This is a genomic window from Enterococcus sp. AZ170, assembly GCF_050545135.1.
Lineage (GTDB): Bacteria > Bacillota > Bacilli > Lactobacillales > Enterococcaceae > Enterococcus_L > Enterococcus_L ureilyticus.
The window spans coordinates 1,929,607-1,948,322 of record NZ_CP172947.1 but is presented as its reverse complement, the minus strand read 5'-3'; the positions used below and the strand labels follow the sequence as shown (position 1 = coordinate 1,948,322).

At 38.1% G+C, this 18,716-nt stretch carries 15 protein-coding genes; 12 read left to right on the top strand and 3 right to left on the bottom strand.

Annotated elements, in window-relative coordinates:
• The first annotated feature begins 1 nt into the window (after nucleotide 1).
• From purQ to IGJ55_RS09325, 8 genes are all read left to right on the top strand, one after another.
• On the top strand, nucleotides 2-685 hold the full coding sequence (purQ, locus tag IGJ55_RS09360) for a phosphoribosylformylglycinamidine synthase subunit PurQ (protein ID WP_069640833.1): 684 nt from the start codon (nucleotides 2-4) through the stop codon (nucleotides 683-685).
• Nucleotides 682-2,904, top strand: coding sequence for a phosphoribosylformylglycinamidine synthase subunit PurL (gene purL / locus IGJ55_RS09355; protein WP_430606227.1), 2,223 nt, complete (start codon nucleotides 682-684; stop codon nucleotides 2,902-2,904). The genes purQ and purL overlap by 4 nt, the downstream gene beginning before the upstream one ends.
• A complete protein-coding gene (purF, locus tag IGJ55_RS09350; RefSeq protein ID WP_430606226.1) occupies nucleotides 2,889-4,328 on the top strand; it encodes an amidophosphoribosyltransferase in 1,440 nt (479 codons plus the stop codon). Before purL ends, purF begins: the two co-directional genes overlap by 16 nt.
• 77 nt (nucleotides 4,329-4,405) lie before the next feature.
• A complete protein-coding gene (gene purM, locus IGJ55_RS09345) occupies nucleotides 4,406-5,446 on the top strand; it encodes a phosphoribosylformylglycinamidine cyclo-ligase (RefSeq protein WP_430606224.1) in 1,041 nt (346 codons plus the stop codon).
• Nucleotides 5,447-5,448: 2 nt separating this feature from the next.
• Nucleotides 5,449-6,033 (top strand): phosphoribosylglycinamide formyltransferase, encoded by a 585-nt coding sequence (gene purN, locus IGJ55_RS09340; protein WP_207120528.1) that lies wholly within the window; start codon nucleotides 5,449-5,451, stop codon nucleotides 6,031-6,033.
• Complete coding sequence (gene purH, locus IGJ55_RS09335; protein WP_430606222.1) at nucleotides 6,030-7,571, top strand: bifunctional phosphoribosylaminoimidazolecarboxamide formyltransferase/IMP cyclohydrolase; 1,542 nt, start codon at nucleotides 6,030-6,032, stop codon at nucleotides 7,569-7,571. The genes purN and purH overlap by 4 nt, the downstream gene beginning before the upstream one ends.
• A 12-nt stretch (nucleotides 7,572-7,583) precedes the next feature.
• A complete protein-coding gene (purD, locus tag IGJ55_RS09330) occupies nucleotides 7,584-8,855 on the top strand; it encodes a phosphoribosylamine--glycine ligase (RefSeq protein ID WP_207120526.1) in 1,272 nt (423 codons plus the stop codon).
• A gap of 134 nt (nucleotides 8,856-8,989) precedes the next feature.
• Nucleotides 8,990-9,484, top strand: a complete 495-nt coding sequence (locus IGJ55_RS09325) for a prevent-host-death protein (RefSeq protein WP_069640826.1) — start codon at nucleotides 8,990-8,992, stop codon at nucleotides 9,482-9,484.
• A 114-nt stretch (nucleotides 9,485-9,598) separates the two neighbouring features.
• On the opposite strand, the gene IGJ55_RS09320 is transcribed toward IGJ55_RS09325, so the two are convergent.
• The 3 genes from IGJ55_RS09320 to IGJ55_RS09310 form a co-directional block, all read right to left on the bottom strand.
• Nucleotides 9,599-10,348, bottom strand: a complete 750-nt coding sequence (locus tag IGJ55_RS09320; RefSeq protein ID WP_069640825.1) for a TIGR03915 family putative DNA repair protein — start codon at nucleotides 10,346-10,348, stop codon at nucleotides 9,599-9,601.
• Entirely contained in the window at nucleotides 10,338-11,651 is a 1,314-nt protein-coding gene (locus tag IGJ55_RS09315; protein WP_429949639.1) for a putative DNA modification/repair radical SAM protein, read from the bottom strand. The genes IGJ55_RS09320 and IGJ55_RS09315 overlap by 11 nt, the downstream gene beginning before the upstream one ends.
• A 134-nt stretch (nucleotides 11,652-11,785) precedes the next feature.
• Nucleotides 11,786-12,598 carry a Cof-type HAD-IIB family hydrolase gene (locus tag IGJ55_RS09310; RefSeq protein WP_069640823.1) on the bottom strand — a complete coding sequence of 271 codons (813 nt, stop codon included), beginning with the start codon at nucleotides 12,596-12,598 and terminating at the stop codon, nucleotides 11,786-11,788.
• Nucleotides 12,599-12,716: 118 nt separating this feature from the next.
• Between IGJ55_RS09310 and IGJ55_RS09305 the strand changes: the two genes are divergently transcribed.
• The 4 genes from IGJ55_RS09305 (at nucleotide 12,717) to IGJ55_RS09290 (ending at nucleotide 18,709) form a co-directional block, all read left to right on the top strand.
• On the top strand, nucleotides 12,717-13,388 hold the full coding sequence (locus IGJ55_RS09305; RefSeq protein ID WP_379896848.1) for a DUF1361 domain-containing protein: 672 nt from the start codon (nucleotides 12,717-12,719) through the stop codon (nucleotides 13,386-13,388).
• 68 nt (nucleotides 13,389-13,456) lie between these two features.
• Nucleotides 13,457-15,733, top strand: coding sequence for a 5'-nucleotidase C-terminal domain-containing protein (locus IGJ55_RS09300; protein ID WP_430606221.1), 2,277 nt, complete (start codon nucleotides 13,457-13,459; stop codon nucleotides 15,731-15,733).
• Nucleotides 15,734-15,975: 242 nt separating this feature from the next.
• Nucleotides 15,976-17,382 carry an NCS2 family permease gene (locus IGJ55_RS09295; RefSeq protein WP_069640820.1) on the top strand — a complete coding sequence of 469 codons (1,407 nt, stop codon included), beginning with the start codon at nucleotides 15,976-15,978 and terminating at the stop codon, nucleotides 17,380-17,382.
• 130 nt (nucleotides 17,383-17,512) lie between these two features.
• Nucleotides 17,513-18,709: a multidrug efflux MFS transporter gene (locus IGJ55_RS09290; protein ID WP_069640819.1), complete on the top strand. Its 1,197-nt coding sequence runs from the start codon at nucleotides 17,513-17,515 to the stop codon at nucleotides 18,707-18,709.
• The last annotated feature ends 7 nt before the right edge of the window (nucleotides 18,710-18,716 follow it).

Genomic DNA, 18,716 nt, shown 5'->3' with positions numbered 1-18,716 from the left:
GATGAGATTTGCAGTACTCGTTTTCCCAGGATCAAATTGTGACATGGATCTACTATGGGCGGTCAAGGATATTTTAGGTGAAGATGCTGAATATGTTCGTCATGATGCAGACAGCTTGGCTGGATTTGATGGCGTGCTGATTCCAGGTGGATTTTCGTATGGAGATTATCTTAGATGTGGTGCGATTGCTCGATTCTCAAAAGTCATTAGTGAAGTGATCCGTTTAGCAGATGAAGGAAAACCAATTTTTGGTACCTGTAATGGCTTTCAAATATTGACAGAAGCAGGACTTTTACCTGGAGCTTTACTTCGCAATGAATCGCTTCATTTTGTTTGTAAGACAACGCGTCTAAAAGTCGCAAATAATCAAACAAACTTTACCTCAGAATACCAAGAAAATGAAGTGATTGAACTCCCTGTGTCTCATGGAGAAGGGAATTATTATTGTGATGACGCAACTTTGAAGCAATTAAAAGAGAATCAGCAAATCGTTTTTACTTATGCGGATGAAAATCCTAATGGCAGTCTTGCAAATATCGCAGGCATCATTAATGAAAAAGGGAATGTTTTAGGGATGATGCCGCATCCAGAGCGCGCAGTCGAACGTTTGTTAGGATCGGATGACGGGCTACGCTTTTTCAAATCAATTGTAAAAAATTATGGAAAGAGTAGGGCAGATGCATGATGAAAGGAAAAGAGCCAACACCACAAGAAATTAAAGAACAACGCATTTATGCTGAATGGGGATTGACCGATGAAGAATATCGAATGATTGAACAAGATATTTTAAAACGTATGCCAAATTATACGGAAACAGGACTCTTTTCTGTCATGTGGAGTGAACACTGTTCCTATAAAAACTCAAAGCCCGTGTTAAGAAAATTTCCTACATCAGGTCCTCAAGTCATACAAGGACCTGGCGAAGGTGCTGGAATTGTAGATATTGGCGATGGTCAAGCAGTTGTTTTCAAAGCGGAAAGTCATAATCATCCTTCAGCTGTTGAACCGTATGAAGGAGCAGCAACGGGTGTTGGCGGCATCATCAGAGATATCTTTAGTATGGGCGCTAGACCGATTGCCATTTTAGATTCGCTACGTTTTGGGGAGCTAACCAACCAGCGAACCAACTATCTTTTAGAAGAAATTGTAGCAGGGATCAGTGGGTATGGCAATTGTATTGGCATTCCCACAGTGGGCGGTGAAATAGCTTTTGATCCATGCTATGAAGATAATCCTTTGGTAAATGCAATGTGTGTCGGGTTGATCGATTATAAAGACATCCAAAAAGGCCAAGCCAAAGGAGTTGGAAATGTGGTTATGTATGTTGGTGCGAAAACAGGACGCGACGGCATTCATGGCGCAACATTCGCTTCAGAGGAATTTGTAGCAGGCGAAGAACAACAGCGCTCGGCCGTTCAAGTCGGTGATCCGTTTATGGAAAAACTATTGCTTGAAGCATGCTTAGAGTTGATCTTAGAGCATGCGGATATTTTGGTGGGCATTCAAGATATGGGTGCTGCAGGATTAGTCTCATCAAGTGCGGAAATGGCTTCTAAAGCAGGTTCTGGTTTGATTTTAGAGTTGGATAATGTGCCTCAGCGTGAAACAGGAATGACGCCTTATGAAATGATGTTATCAGAATCACAAGAACGGATGTTGATTTGTGTAGAAAAAGGACATGAAGCAGAAGTCGTTGCGCTTTTTAAAAAATATGAATTAGATGCTGTCTCAATTGGCATCGTTACAGATGATGGATTATATCGCTTAAATCATAACGGTGTTGAAGTCGCAAATTTACCAGTCGATGCATTAGCAGAGGATGCCCCTGTGTACAATAAGGAGCGAAAAGTACCAGCAAGAATTGAAAAATTTGAGAAACAGGCTGATTTTCATCCAAACATTCTCAATGGTACAGAAACATTATTACGTTTATTACAGCAGCCGACAATCGCGTCTAAAAAAATGATCTACGAAACCTACGATGCCCAAGTACGCACCAATACTGTTGTATTACCAGGGAGTGATGCAGCTGTTTTACGCGTACGTGGAACAAAAAAGGCGCTTGCGATGACAACGGATTGTAATGCTAGATACCTTTATTTAAATCCAGAAATCGGCGGGCAAATTGCTGTGGCGGAAGCAGCAAGAAATATTGTAGCTAGCGGTGGACAACCCCTAGCTATCACAGACTGTCTAAATTATGGATCACCGGATAAGCCAGAAGGTTTCTGGGAGCTTTGGACTTCAGCTGATGGCATTGCTAAGGCTTGTGAAGTATTGGAAACACCAGTAATTTCAGGAAATGTTTCTTTATACAATGAGACCAATGGTAAGGCTATTTACCCAACACCAGTAATTGGCATGGTTGGTTTGATCACAGATTTATCACATATAACAACGCAAGAATTTAAACATGCAGGTGATTTGATCTATCTGATAGGTGAGACAAAAGCCGATTTCAATGGCAGTGAGCTACAAAAAATGATGTTGGGTTTTATAGAAGGTAAATTGATGGATTTTGACTTATCGATTGAAAAAGATATTCAGCAGTTTGTATTAACGGCAATCAAAGCTGGAGTGATTGAAAGTGCCCATGATTGTTCAGAAGGCGGTTTAGCAATCGCATTAGTTGAATCGGCCTTTAAAAATGAATTTGGTATGGATGTTGCTGTAGATACGCCAACAGCACTACTATTTTCTGAAACGCAGTCAAGATTTATTGTATCGATCAGGCCGGATAATCAAGCGTTGTTTGAAGAAATGAGTCAAAGAAATGCACAGTTCCTTGGAAAAGTAACAGATACAGGCGTAATTGAAATTCAAACAAATGATCAAAAAATCAGTATCATGACGCAAAAGGCCAAAGAACTATGGGAGGAAGCAATTCCATGTCTTATGAAATGAAAAGTTTAAATGAAGAATGCGGAATTTTTGGCATTTGGGGACATCCAGATGCCGCACGGGTGACATACTTTGGTTTGCATAGTTTACAGCATCGAGGCCAAGAAGGTGCGGGAATTGTTTCTAATAATGAAGGGAAATTGAATGGCTATCGAGGGCTAGGATTGCTTTCAGATGTTTTTAAAGATGATCGTTCACTCGCTTCGTTAAGCGGAAATTCTGCAATTGGTCATGTTCGATATGCAACTTCTGGAAATGGAAGCGTGGATAATATTCAACCATTTTTGTTTAAATTTTATGATGGTGCATGTGGTTTAGCTCATAATGGTAATCTGACCAATGCGAAAAGCCTTCGTAAAGAATTAGAAAAAGAAGGTGCGATTTTTCATTCTAACTCAGATACCGAAATTTTGATGCATCTCATTCGTCGTAGCAAACAAATAACATTTATTGAACAACTAAAGGAAAGTTTACGAACGGTTAAAGGCGGTTTTGCCTACCTGCTGATGACTGAAACAGCTATGATCGCAGCGCTTGACCCTAATGCTTTTCGACCGTTATCTCTCGGACAAATGAAGAATGGAGCGTACGTGATTGCTAGTGAGACTTGTGCATTAGAAGTTAGCGGGGCAGCCTTTGTCTGTGATGTTGGACCAGGTGAAGTGGTCATTATCGACGATACGGGTTATAAAATAGAGAAATACACTGATGATACTCAGTATGCGATTTGCTCAATGGAATATATTTATTTTGCTAGACCAGATTCAAATATTGCCGGAATAAATGTGCATACAGCACGTAAAAATATGGGGAAACGCTTGGCTAAAGAAGCACCGATCGAAGCCGATATGGTGGTTGGAGTACCGAACTCATCATTATCAGCTGCGAGTGGTTACGCTGAGGCAAGCGGTATTCCTTATGAGATGGGCTTAGTGAAAAATCAATACATTGCACGCACCTTTATCCAACCTACTCAGGAGTTGAGAGAACAAGGCGTTAGGATGAAACTATCTGCAGTTCGTGGTGTAGTAGAAGGTAAAAGAGTGATCATGGTAGATGATTCAATTGTTCGTGGCACGACAAGCCGTCGTATTGTGCAGTTACTTAAAGATGCAGGAGCAAAAGAAGTTCATGTACGAATTGCGTCTCCGCCGTTGAGGTTTCCCTGTTTTTATGGTATTGACATCCAGACAAGAAAAGAATTGATTGCAGCTAATCACTCGGTAGCTGAAATCAAGAAGTTGATTACTGCTGATTCATTAAATTTTTTAAGTGAACAAGGCTTGATTGAGGCGATTGGATTGAACTATGATGCGCCTTATTCAGGACTGTGTATGGCTTATTTCAATGGAGACTATCCAACGCCATTATATGATTATGAGGAGAAATACCAAGCATCTTTGAAAGAGAAGATCAGTTTTGTCTAGTCAGAAAAACGATAGAAAACTATTCTTTATCAAGATAAAACGAGCCTGCTCAGTTTTCTAAATAAGGAGGAACTATGATGGCAAATGCCTATGCAAAAGCTGGAGTTGATATACAAGCTGGTTATGAAGTGGTGGAAAGAATCAAAAAACATGTCGAACGAACGGAACGTGCGGGTATGATGGGCGCGCTTGGCGGTTTTGGCGGTTGTTTTGATTTAAGTGTGGTAGATGTGAAGGACCCCGTATTGATTTCAGGAACAGATGGTGTGGGAACCAAATTAATGATTGCGATCCAAGAAAATAAACATGAGACGATTGGGATCGATTGTGTGGCAATGTGTGTAAATGACATCGTTGCTCAGGGCGCGGAACCACTCTATTTTTTAGATTATATTGCGACAGGAAAAAATGTACCAGAGCGTTTGGAATCTGTGGTTGCAGGCATTTCTGAAGGATGCATCCAAGCAGGTGCAGCGCTGATTGGCGGTGAAACAGCTGAAATGCCAGGGATGTATCAGGATGATCATTATGATTTAGCTGGTTTTGCTGTAGGGGTCGCTGAAAAAAATCAATTAATCACGGGAAACAAGATTCAAGAAGAAGACGTTCTTCTAGGATTACCTTCAAGTGGGCTTCATTCAAACGGTTATTCACTTGTACGTAAAATTTTCTTTGAAAGCCATCGATTGACTGGAGAGAGCGCACTACCAGAACTCATGGGGAAAGTATTAGGAGAGGAATTACTGATCCCAACTAAAATTTATGTAAAATCATTACTCCCACTGATCAAACAGGAACTAGTGAATGGAATCGCCCACATTACAGGAGGCGGTTTTATAGAAAATATTCCAAGAATGCTTCCAGATCATTTGTCGGCAGAAGTGAAATTAGGAAGTTGGCCGCAGTTGCCGATTTTTACTGCATTGGAAACATACGGAGAAATTCCAGCTATGGAAATGTATGAGATTTTCAATATGGGAATAGGCATGGTTTTAGCTATTTCCCCAGAAAAAATTGATGCCGTTCAAATGATGTTAACTAAATGCGATGAACCAAGTTATATTCTCGGCAAGATAACGGCTAAATCGAAACAATCGATTGTGTTTAAAGAGGTGTAAAAATGAAGTTAGCAATATTTGCTTCAGGAAATGGCAGCAACTTTCAAGCAATTGTTGAAGCGTCAAGAGCTGGCTTGATTGCTGCTGAAATTACGTTATTATTTTGTGATAAAAAAGATGCTTATGTGATTCAGAGAGCTAGAGAATTATTGATTCCAGTTATTTCATTTTCACCAAACGATTTTGAATCAAAAGCACTATATGAAGCTGAAATCCTTCATTTACTTGAAGAAGAGCAAATCGATTTAGTTGTTTTAGCAGGTTACATGAGGATCATTGGCCCAACTTTGTTAGAAACTTTTTCAAATCGCTTGATCAATATACACCCTTCACTATTACCTCGTTTTCCTGGTCTTCATGGGATCAAAGATGCTTTTTGTGGTAATGTTTCTGAAACAGGTGTGACGATTCATTATGTGGATGATGGTGTTGATACAGGTCCGATCATAGCACAAGAAAAAATCTTGATTGAACCAACTGACACGCTTGATTCTTTAGAAAGAAAAATTCATAATGTAGAGCACAGGCTATATCCGAGTGTCCTAGCACAGCTTATTCAAACAAAACAGGGAGAGAAATCTGAATGATAAAAAAAAGAGCATTAATCAGTGTGTCAGATAAAACAGGCGTAGCAGATTTTGCCAAGGGCTTGGCGAAACAGGGAATCGAAATTATTTCAACAGGTGGTACAAAAGCGATGCTTGAACAAGCAGGTATTCAAACAATTTCGATTGAAGAAGTGACTGATTTTCCAGAAATGATGGACGGTCGTGTTAAAACCTTACATCCAAAGATTCATGGTGGTTTACTTGGTCGTCGTGATTTGAGTGAGCATATGGAGGCTATGGAAAGACATAACATTCAGCCGATTGATTTTGTTTGTGTCAATCTCTATCCGTTTAAGAAAACAATCTTAAAAGAGCATGTCACCCAAGAAGAAGCAATTGAAAACATTGATATTGGTGGTCCAAGTATGTTACGCAGTGCCGCTAAAAATTACCAATCTGTCACAGTCGTCGTTGATCCAAATGATTATGATGAGGTATTGTCGGAACTAGCCAGCGCAGGAGAAACAACCCTTCTTACAAGACAGAGGTTGGCTGCAAAAGTCTTTCGACATACAGCTGCTTATGATGCTTTGATTGCAGAATATTTAACTGAAGCAGTAGGAGAAAAAGAACCAGAAACACTAACTTTGACATATGATTTAAAACAGAGCTTGCGTTATGGGGAAAATAGCCATCAAAAAGCGGCATTTTATCAAAATGCTCTGCCACTTTCATTTTCGATTGCCAGTGCGAAACAATTGCATGGGAAAGAATTATCTTATAATAACATCAAAGATGCAGATGCAGCTATTCGTATCTCTAGGGAGTTTGACCAACCTGCAGTAGTAGCTGTTAAACATATGAATCCTTGTGGAGTGGGAATTGGTGAGACGCTTGATGAAGCGTATCAATATGCTTATCAAGCAGATCCACTCTCAATTTTCGGAGGGATCGTTGTTTTAAACCGTGAAGTTGATCTAAAAGTAGCTGAAAAGTTGCACCAATTGTTTCTAGAAATTATTATTGCCCCAAGTTTCTCGGATGAAGCACTTACAATTTTAAGTAGTAAAAAAAATCTACGATTGTTGACGCTTGATTTTTCTAAGAAATCTCAAGCGATAGAAGATGAAAAAGTTTCAGTCTTGGGTGGACTACTAATCCAAGATCAAGATATTATGAAAGAAGATGTCGAAAAATGGCAAGTTGTAACGAAAAGAAACCCAACAAGTGCTGAACGAACAGCGCTGGAATTTGCATGGAAAACGGTCAAACATGTTAAAAGCAATGCAATCGTTGTTGCCAACAGTCAGCAAACGCTTGGGATTGGTGCAGGCCAAATGAATCGCGTTGGTTCTGTCCAAATAGCCATCAAACAAGCAGGAGAAAAAGTGGAGGAAGCTGTTTTAGCGAGTGATGCATTTTTCCCAATGTCTGATAGCATAGAGTATGCTGGCAAACAGGGAATCAAAGCAATTATTCAGCCGGGTGGTAGTATCAAAGACCAAGAATCAATCGACATGGCAGACAAGTATGGTATTGCGATGGTGTTTACTGATAATAGACATTTTAGACATTAAAAGGAGAAGCAGATGGGATTAACTATTTTAGTGATTGGAAGTGGCGGCAGAGAACATGTGATTGCTCAAAAATTGATTCAAAGTCCTAGAGTTACAACAGTTTATTGTGCTAAGGGAAATGCTGGAATGATAAATGATGGTATTCAATTAGTCGATATTGCGGAAGATGATCATGTACAATTGATCCAATTTGCCAAGAAAAAGAAGGTGAGTTGGACTTTCGTTGGACCAGAAGTCCCTTTATTGAATGGTTTAGTTGATGATTTTACGGCTGCGGGTTTACTAGTGTTTGGTCCTACTAAAGCTGCGGCACTTATTGAAGGTTCTAAAAATTTTGCAAAAAAAATTATGGATAAATATCAAATACCAACAGCCGATTATCAAACCTTTGCTGATTTTGAATTGGCAAAAACATATGTATTAGAAAAAGGTGCACCTATTGTGATTAAGGCAGATGGTTTAGCGGCTGGAAAAGGTGTTGTAGTAGCAGATAGTGAGGCACAAGCAATAGAAGCTTTAAAAGCAATGCTGGAAGAAAATAAATTTGGCTTGAGCGGTGCGAAAGTCGTGGTGGAAGAATTCCTTTCCGGAGAAGAGTTTTCGTTACTAGCGTTTGTTCGTGATCATGAAGTTTTTCCTATGGTGATTTCACAAGACCATAAACGTGCATATGAAGGAGATACAGGTCCGAACACAGGTGGTATGGGCGCATATGCCCCAGTTCCGCAAATTTCTGATGCAATCGTCAAAGAAGCAATAGAGACGATCATCAAACCAGCTGCCCAAGGACTAGTGGATGAAGGCAGACCGTTCACAGGGATTTTGTATGCTGGGGTGATTGCCACAGAAACAGGTCCTAAAGTAATTGAATTTAATGCACGATTCGGGGATCCAGAAACTCAGGTTGTCTTGCAACGTTTAGAAAGTGATTTTGCTCAAATTATTGATGATTTACTAACAGGCACACAACCAACCGTTCTGTGGAAAAAAGATGGCTATAGCTTAGGAGTAGTTGTTGCAGCGAAAGGTTATCCAAGCAATAGTGAATTAAACTATCCAATTCCAGATTTTTCGCGGATACAAACAGGACAAGTTTACTATGCAAGTGTAAAAGAGCAAGCTGGACAATTAGTTTCAGATGGTGGTCGTATCTATCTTATAGAAGCTAGCGGGGAAACCTTGAAAGCAGCACAGAATGCTGTTTATGGCATTCTAAATATGGTCAATACAGAAGGAACTTTTTACCGTAGAGATATTGGTTTTAAGGGTGTGACGTTCAACTAAAAGAAGAGGGATTTTTCCTCCTCTTTTAGTTGTCTATCCGTTGTTTTAGACTCGATCTTTTTGATTTGTTTTCTTAAAAGCCCCTTCACATCGCTGAGCTGTGTGATATAATCAGTTTGAAGGGAAGTTGACTAATGGAAGATAAACTAAATAAACATGTATCAGTTTCTATTACAGATGTAAAACAATCACCAATGAGCATTTTTGAAACAGCAAAAGAGAAAAATACAGGTGTTTACATTTACAATAGAAAAAAAATCGCCGGAGTGATGTTAACGGCTGAACAATATGAAGCGCTAATTAAGCAAAAAACGCAAGAGCAAGGACAGGACGTAAAAGTGGCAGAATTGAATCAAGCAATTCGCCAAAAAATTGCTTTTGGCTCCTTAACATCAACTAAAATTTTAGATGACCATTTGGTCTCATTAGGATTTATTACGAAGAAAATTGAAATAGAAGATTATAGTGAAATGATGAATGAATTAAATGAAACTGGTAAAATTGACTATCATTTTCAGAAAAAAGAAGATCGTACAAGCATTTTAGCTGAAGTGATTGGGGAACAAAGTAATCAATCTCATTTATCAGATAAATTAATTGTGAAAAAAATTCATCTTAGAGTGGATTAATCAAATATTCAGATTGTACAAATGAATCAGAAAAAACCAAGGTGGGACAGAAGCGATTGCTTCTGCTCCCACTGTTTGTACGTTTTCCTTTTATTTTCAAATATGTAGAACAAGCTATTGGAAATCAACCATATGGCCACGATAGCGTTTTGGTAAATGAGAAAGTTGAGCTCGTTCATTTTTTCTTTCTTCAATCGTAACGGCTTTAAGAAAGAAACGCCAGTTTTCTTGAATCCCTTGTTCAGTTTCGTTGGAATCAAATGTTGGTGGCGCACTATTTTCAATAAATTTAATTTGTCCATTTTCGATAATTCCCAGTAAGCGGTGTGTTTCATCATAAATTATAAGTGTCTCTTTGGGGTACCTTTTGGCAAAATGGGGACAAAGGTACGGTAATGAAAAGTGTTTAGGAGCAATAGTACTGTAAAGTGAATCACCTACATACTCAAATCGAATAAAACCAGTTAATGCATGGACTTCACTAAATAAAGCGTTTAAAGCATTTTGAAGAGCTAAAATGGACGGGTGTCCTAAGTGATTAGTCAATAAACTATCAGTTGTCAAGCTGATTTTAACAGCGTCTAGCAAACAGCGTTCTTTATCTCTCAATGAACAATAAAAACCATCAATAATAAATTGCCAATTTTCTTTTCGTAATCGTTCGGTCAGGCGAGCTTGAATTCTTTGAGCCAGTACTTCGTCTGTTGCGATCCAATGACTAGCAAATAAATTTTCGATCGCATTATCTGACGTTACAATGATTTCAGGAAATACTCGTTTTTTAAAGGCATGATAAATAATCGTTAAAAAACCATAAAAACTACCATCATATTCCCAAGTTTCTGTGGTTTCTTCAATGTGCATAACGGGATTCCTTTCGTTTGGTTGTCTCAAAACGTTCGACATCAAACAGGGATAATTGTTCTTGCTGTGATTGACTGTTGCTCTTTTTTAATGTTTCGTATTGGCGAGAAGAAATCAAAGAAGAAATGATCCATTCAGGATCGTCGTTCAATCCAGGTTGGCGAACACCATTGCAACTGATAAAATATTGCGCTCGCTTGATAACAACGCCTAATTTTTTTAAATCTGATAAATGTAATTGATAATACTTTCTAGCTTTTAAAATATTTTGTGCACTTTTTGGTCCGATTCCAGGGATTCTTAGCAAACGCTCATAAGAAGCCGATTGTACATCGATTGGAAACTGCTCATAGTTTTGGACTGCCCAGTTGGCTTTAGGGTCTAAGTATAAATTAAAATTCGGTTTATCTTCGGATAAAATTTCATCGGCAGAAAATCGATAAAAGCGTAACAGCCAATCTGCTTGGTACAATCGATGCTCTCTTAATAAGGGGGGGTCAGTTGTAATCGCTGGTAGTAAAGAATCTTGATTTACAGGGATATATGCAGAATAATAAACTCTTTTTAATTCATATTTTTTATATAAATTTTCGGCAATCTTAACAATTGCATGATCGCTTTCGGGAGAAGCACCGATAATCATTTGTGTCGATTGACCAGCAGGAACAAATGGGGACTGTTTTTTTAAAGCGGGTACTTGGACAAGTTCTTTCTTCTTATGCGTGATTTGTTTCATAGGTTTATATAAAGCAAAAGGATCTTTGTCAGGTGCTAATAATTTCAGGCTTTCTTTTGAAGGCAATTCGACATTCACACTCATACGATCAGCTAAAAAGCCTAATTCTTCAATTAATTTTTCATCTGCACCTGGAATGGCCTTCACGTGGATATACCCTTTAAATCCTTTTTCGTAGCGTAAGATCTTCAATGTTTTAATCAATAATTCACTCGTATAATCGACATTTTTTATAATAGCCGAACTTAGAAAAAGCCCCTCAATATAATTTCTCATGTAAAAGTCCATCGTTAAATCAGCCACTTCTTTTGGCGTGAAGGTGGCCCGAGGGATCGTATTAGATTTTCTGTTGATACAATAATGACAATCAAAAATACAAGCATTTGTAAAAAGTAGTTTTAAAAGCGAGACGCACCGGCCATCGCTCGTGAAAGAATGACAAATTCCAGCTGTTGCAGTACTACCTACAGTTCCTTTTCGCGAGTTATCAGTAACCCCGCTACTGGAACAAGATACGTCGTATTTTGCTGATTCAGCAAGAATTTCTATTTTTCTAGATAAATCCATTACAAGCCCTCATCTCTAAAATTTACGGAACATATGTTCTTATTTTAGCAAGAAGTATTGATTTTGTCAAAACTGAAAATAAAAAATATGAGTGGAATAAAACTAAAAAATCAGTTTCATTCCACTCACGTTTTTTATTGTTTTTTTAAGTCTAGATATCGTTCAAGATAATCAGCTAAACCATCTTCATCATTCGTTTTATCCGTAACATCATTGGCTACAGATTTGATCTTATCTGTTGCATTTTTCATTGCAACACCCCAACCAACGTAATCGAGCATTTCTTCATCGTTGTGTTCATCACCAAATGCGATGATGTCAGAACGTTTCACGTTTAAGTAATTTGCGACTTGTTCGACCCCTTTCGCTTTTTGGATGCCTTTTGAAACGATCTCTAAAATCGGTGTGGGTCCACCCCAAGTTCGAACATCTACATAATCACCATATTGTTTCATTAAAGAGTCAGAAACATGCTCTGCTTGCTCTTTGGAAGTCCGAACCATCATTGAAGTTGGATCTGTCAGTAAATTTTTGGTTGTCAAAAGGTTACTAGGCGTTGCTTCTGAGGCGAAGAAACCTGAATCAAAGTAATCTAAGCTATCAATATAAAATGTTTCTTTATTTTCTGCCGCTACAAAATCAAGATTTAAGGCTTTCTTTTGAGCTAAAATATCAAAAACTAAATCTCTTTGGATTCCAGTTTCTTTTTCGTCAGACCATTGTTTTTCTGGCATATGAACAAGAGCACCGTTGAAATTGACCATCGGAGTTGATAACCCCAGTTGACGATAGAATTGACCGCTCATTCGATAAGGGCGACCAGTAACAATGCTGACATAGTGCCCGTGTTGCATTGCGTTTTTTAAGGCTTGTTCAGTCGTGTCACTAATCAGTGACTGTCCATTTAACGTTGTACCATCTAAATCGATTGCAATTAATTTTTTCAAAGTCGTTCCTCCCGGAAAGTTTTCTTTCACTTAGTCTAGCACAAAATAGCAGAATGACAAGTTTTCAAGAAAATTTTTGAAAATAATGTCTATATGATACACTAGATAAAAAAGGACGGTGAATCATTTGAATCAAAGATATCGTTGGTTAGTAAGAATAGGGACGGTGTTCTACTGCTTGTATATGCTGTTCTTTGCTAAGGTGTATCATTTTATGGCGCTGAATGTTTTGTTAGCCTATATTCCATTAGAGCTAAGCTTTCATTTTAAAAAAGCGACCAAGCAACTCTTTTTTCTGTTAGGAATGTTCTGGCTATTATTTTATCCCAATGCACCATACTTATTTACTGATTTTTTTCATTTAGAACAATTACCTATTTACCATGGGATGAATCAGTTGTTCGGGCAATCATTGTCGGCGTGGTTATCTTTCAGTTTGCTGACTATCGGAATTTGTGTGTACGGTTATTTAGGTATGGCGACATTGATTACAATAATAAAGGAATGTTATCGCAGAGGACTATTTAAAAGCCGATGGCACGGTGTTATTTTTGTCATAGTTATTAATGCATTATCTAGCTTGGCTATATTTGTTGGACGTTTTGATCGTTTGCACAGTGTCCATTTATTGACGAAACCTATTCAAACAATCCAAATTATTTTTCTTCAGTGGTCGGTGGATAAAGGGTTATTCATTATTTTATTGACAGGATTGCAGCTTATTTTATTCGCTTCTATTATTGGAGTAAGAGCGTTAGACTCAGAAGTAGATGGTGAAAAGCTATATTGACAGTGTGTTTGGAAATTGTTACTCTTTAACTAAGTATATTTGGAAATAATTGAAGAGGAGTTACATAAATGAAAAAGTGGCAAAGCTCTTTATTAACTAGTTTATTGATGATTGGTATCGTTAGCAGTACTACAGTTGGGGCTGAAGTTGCTGTTGCCCAAACAGAAAATGGGACAAATACATCGATGCAACAACAACCGACGCAAACTGAAGAAATTCCCTTTCAAATTTTGGGTATCAATGATTTTCATGGTGCTTTGAATACATCAGGTTCGTTTTTTGACGATGAAGGTAAAAAAACGGTAAACACAGGAACCGCTCCGTTACTAGCTGCCTATTTGAATCATGCACAGGAACAATTTTCTATAGCAAATACTGGGGGACAAACTATACGCGTGCAAGCAGGAGATATGGTTGGTGCAAGTCCTGCAAGTTCAGGTCTGCTTCAAGATGAGCCGACGATAAAGGTATTGAACCAAATGGATTTTTCCATAGGAACATTAGGTAATCATGAATTTGATGAAGGTTTACAAGAGTTTAATCGAATTATGCTTGGAGAAAATCCGCAAAATGATCCATATGGTATTCTGACAGCGTATCCAAGAGAAGCATCCAAAACCCAGATCGTGATTGGCAATGTTGTTAAAAAAGGAACAGAAGAAATTCCTTTTGGGTGGAAACCATATGCGATCAAAGAGGTAGGGACAGCAAATAATAAGGTGAAGGTTGGCTTTATTGGTGTGGTAACAACTGAAATTCCTAACCTAGTTTTAAAAGAACATTATGAAGCGTATGATTTTTTAGATGAAGCTGAAACAATTGCTTATTACTCAAGTCAATTAAGGAAGCTTGGCGTGAATGCCATTGTTGTTTTAGCTCATGTACCTGCAACAAGTAAGGCTAATAAGGTTGATGGTGAAGCAGCTGAAATCATCAAACAAGTCGATAAATTATATCCTGATAACAGTGTAGATGCTTTTTTTGCGGGACATAATCACCAGTATACAAACGGTGTAGTCAATAAAACGAGAGTAGTCCAGTCCACCTCTCAAGGAAAAGGATATATCGATTTACAAGGAACACTTGATCCAAAGACTAATGATTTTGTAGAGACACCGAATGCGAGAGTTTTACCAGTTGATCCAGCTAATAAAACGGCTCCGAAAATAGATAAAAAAGTAGATGCTGTGGTGAAAGATGCGGAAGAACGTGTTGCCATGGTAACAAATAAAAAAATTGGAACGGCGAAAGAAGCTTCTGCAATTACACGAGAGGTTAATGGATCGAAAGAATCTCCTTTGGGAAATCTGATTACGGACAGTCAAGTTGCAATGGCTCATGCACAAGGGATCAATGCTGATTTTGCCATGACTAATAATGGCGGAATTCGTGCTGATTTAGTGGTTGGCGAAGATCGCACAATTACTTGGGGCGCTGCTCAAGCTGTTCAGCCATTTGGGAATATCCTGCAAGTCGTTGAAATGACTGGTTCTCAGATTGAACAAGTCTTAAATGAGCAATATGATGAAGAGGAACGCTACTTCTTACAGATTTCTGGTTTAACGTATACCTATGTAGCAACTGATAACAAGGAACAACCGTTCAAAGTACAAGAAATGTATGAAAAAGACGGTACACGAATGCAAGCAGAACAAGCGTATCAGGTCGTCATCAATGACTTTTTATATGGTGGAGGAGACGGTTTTGCTGGGTTTACACAAGCAACGTTAGTCAATGCGATGCAACCAGATACAGAGACTTTTATTGGATATATTGAAAGTCAGGAAGCTACATGGGAATTGATTGCAGCATCGATTGAAAATCGAAAAAAATTAGCTGATCCCACAGATCCAGTTGATCCACCAATTATTGAGCCCAATGAGGCGGAAGAAAGAATCAAGAAAGCAACGATTTTCGATCCTTTGTACGAAGATGATGAGCTTTTAAGAGGCGTGACGTTGCCGAATGCAAAAATCGTTCTTTATGTTGGCGAACTTTCAGAGACAAAAACTAGAACCACCGCACTGCCTGAAGGTGATTTAGTTGGACAAGCGGATTCAGAAGGACGGATCAAGCTCAACGTTACTTCGTTAAAAATCAAAGATAAAAAGAAATTGACTGTAATAGTGTTAGATGAAGAACAAAATAAAGCAATTTTCTCATTAGCTATTTTACCAAAAAGAGAAGTGACTCTAGAGACAACGAACACTAAAGAGCTTGCCAAAACGAGCACTGGAAAAGAATTACCGAAGACTGGTGAAAAAGAAGCCGCTTCTATTATGTTAAGTGGTATAGTGATTTTGGGAATATGTGGGACTCATCTAATAAAAAGAAAAATTTTATAATAGTAAAAAGCGTTATAGTCGTTGGAGAGAACTGGCGATTATATCGCTTTTTTTACATCTACAGACACAAACACGAACATTAAAAACAATTAATGTGATTAAAGTTAATATTTTGTTGAAATAGACTAAACTCTAACTTATACTTTAAAAGTATTCATCAGGAAAAGCAAGATGCACTTATTATTTTAACGAACGTATTAGTATTCTGATGAAATTTTAGTAAAGAGGAGAGAAACAATTTCATGGAAAAGTTTTTCAAATTAAAGGAAAATAAAACAAACGTCTCAACTGAAATGATGGCAGGGGTAACCACATTTTTTGCGATGAGCTACATTTTATTCGTTAATCCATCAATTTTATCTCAAACAGGAATGCCTTTTCAAGCAGTATTTCTAGCAACGATTATCGCATCGATCATTGGAACATTGATTATGGGACTTTTTGCAAATGTTCCTTATGCACAAGCTCCAGGAATGGGACTAAATGCTTTTTTCACTTTTACAGTAGTTTTTGGTTTGGGTTATACATGGCAACAGGCATTAGCAATGGTCTTTATCTGTGGTTTGATCAATGTTTTGATTACTGTTACAAAAATTCGTAAATTGATCATTAATGCAATACCTGAGAGTATGCAGCATGCCATCGGCGGAGGTATCGGTATTTTTGTTGCGTATGTGGGGATCAAAAATGCAAAATTATTAGATTTTACAGTTCAAGCTGAGCCAAAAAATGGCGCTGTTAATGGGGATAGTATTGTTCCTGCTTTGGGGAATTTTAATAATCCTGAAATTATATTAGCGGTGATAGGTTTAGTGATTACAACGATTTTAGTCGTTTTAAATATTCGCGGAGCGATTCTAATCGGTATCGTTGTAACGACAATCATTGCAATCCCAATGGGTGTGGTCAATGTTTCATCGATTAACTGGCAGGAAAATTCTTTAGGAAACTCTATTGGTGCTTTAGGAACGACTTTTGGTGCCGCTTTTGGTGCTGATGGTATGCAATCACTGTTTAGTGATGCTTCGAAAATCCCTCAGGTGTTGATGACAGTCATTGCCTTTAGTTTATCCGATACATTTGATACGATCGGTACATTTATTGGTACTGGCCGTCGCACGGGGATCTTCTCGAAAGAAGATGAATTGGCTTTAGAGGATAGTAAAGGTTTTTCTACAAAAATGGATAAGGCATTATTTGCAGATGCGATTGCAACATCGATCGGTGCGGTATTTGGAACATCTAATACCACGACTTATGTAGAAAGTGCTGCAGGGATTGGTGCTGGTGGTCGGACTGGTTTAACGTCTGTTGTTGTTGCTGCCTTATTCGCATTGAGCAGTTTGTTGTCTCCGCTGATTGCAATTGTCCCGGCACAAGCAACAGCTCCTGCACTGATTTTAGTTGGTGTGATGATGTTAGCATCGTTCAAAGATATTGACTGGACTAATCTAGAAGAAGCAGTACCAGCATTTTTTGCATCGATCTTTATGGGATTATGCTATAGTATTTCATACGGAATTGCTGCAGGATTTATTTTTTACGCAGTAGTTAAAGTTGCAAAAGGAAAAATCAAAGAAGTTTCGCCGATTCTCTGGGTGGTCAATGCTTTGTTTATTTTAAACTTTATTATTTTAGCAATTTTATAAAATGACTTGATTTTAAAGCTTGGCTATCGATTGATAGTTGAGCTTTTTTCATTTTTGACAATTATTTTTTGAGAGATTGCATATTTTGGAGTATAGTTAATAGTGAAGAATTTGTGAGGTGTGCGTGAAAATGAAAATTGATTGGAAAAAGAATTTGATGGTTGCTTGGTTAGGTTGTTTCTTCACAGGAGCCAGTATTAGCTTGGTGATGCCGTTTATTCCTGTTTATGTTGAACAATTAGGAACGCCAAAAAGTCAAGTTGAGCTGTTTTCAGGTCTTGCAATCGCGGTTACTGCATTTGCAGCGGCGATCGTAGCACCAATCTGGGGGAATTTAGCAGATAGAAAAGGACGCAAAGTCATGATGATCCGGGCTGCTGCCGGAATGACGATCACGATGGGTTCATTGGCTTTTGTGCCTAATGTATACTGGTTGTTAATCATGCGTTTTTTTAATGGGATTCTTTCAGGATATATTCCGAATGCAACAGCAATGATCGCCTCACAAGCACCTAAGGAAAAAAGTGGTTGGGCATTAGGTACGTTATCAACAGGGGCTATTGCAGGAAATTTGATTGGACCTTCGATCGGCGGTGCCCTAGCTCAATGGTTTGGCATGGAGAATGTTTTCATTATTACGGGAATCGTCTTGCTGATCACAACATTATTGACCATTTTTATGGTGAAAGAAGATTTTCAGCCTGTTGAGAAAAAAGACTTATTAAGTACCAAAGAGATTTTTTCAAAAATGGAACATGTCTCAATTCTCATTGGTTTATTTGTAACCACGTTGATTTTACAAATTGGTGTGACAAGTATTAGTCCAATTCTAACGTTGTATATCCGCTCATTGAGTCAAGATACGGGAAATATATTATTTATTAGTGGGTTGATTGTTTCTGTTGCAGGGGTTTCAGCAGTGATCTCTTCTCCGATACTAGGAAAACTTGGAGATCGAATTGGCAATCATAAAGTGTTACTAGCGGGATTGATTTTATCGATGATTTGTTATATTCCGATGGCTTTTGTTAAAACACCGTTTCAATTAGGACTATTACGTTTCTTCCTAGGTTTTTCAACAGGTGCTTTAATGCCTTCGATTAATACATTGATCAGTAAGATCACGCCAACCGAAGGCGTCAGCCGAATATACAGTTATAATCAGATGTTTAGCAATTTCGGACAAGTTTTAGGTCCTATGATTGGCTCAACTGTCGCACACGGAATGGGCTATAGTGCTGTATTTATTGTGACAGCTTGTTTTGTACTAGGAAATATCTGTTTATCGTTGTTTAATTTCCGCAAAATTTTAAATAAAAGACTTTAAACGGTTG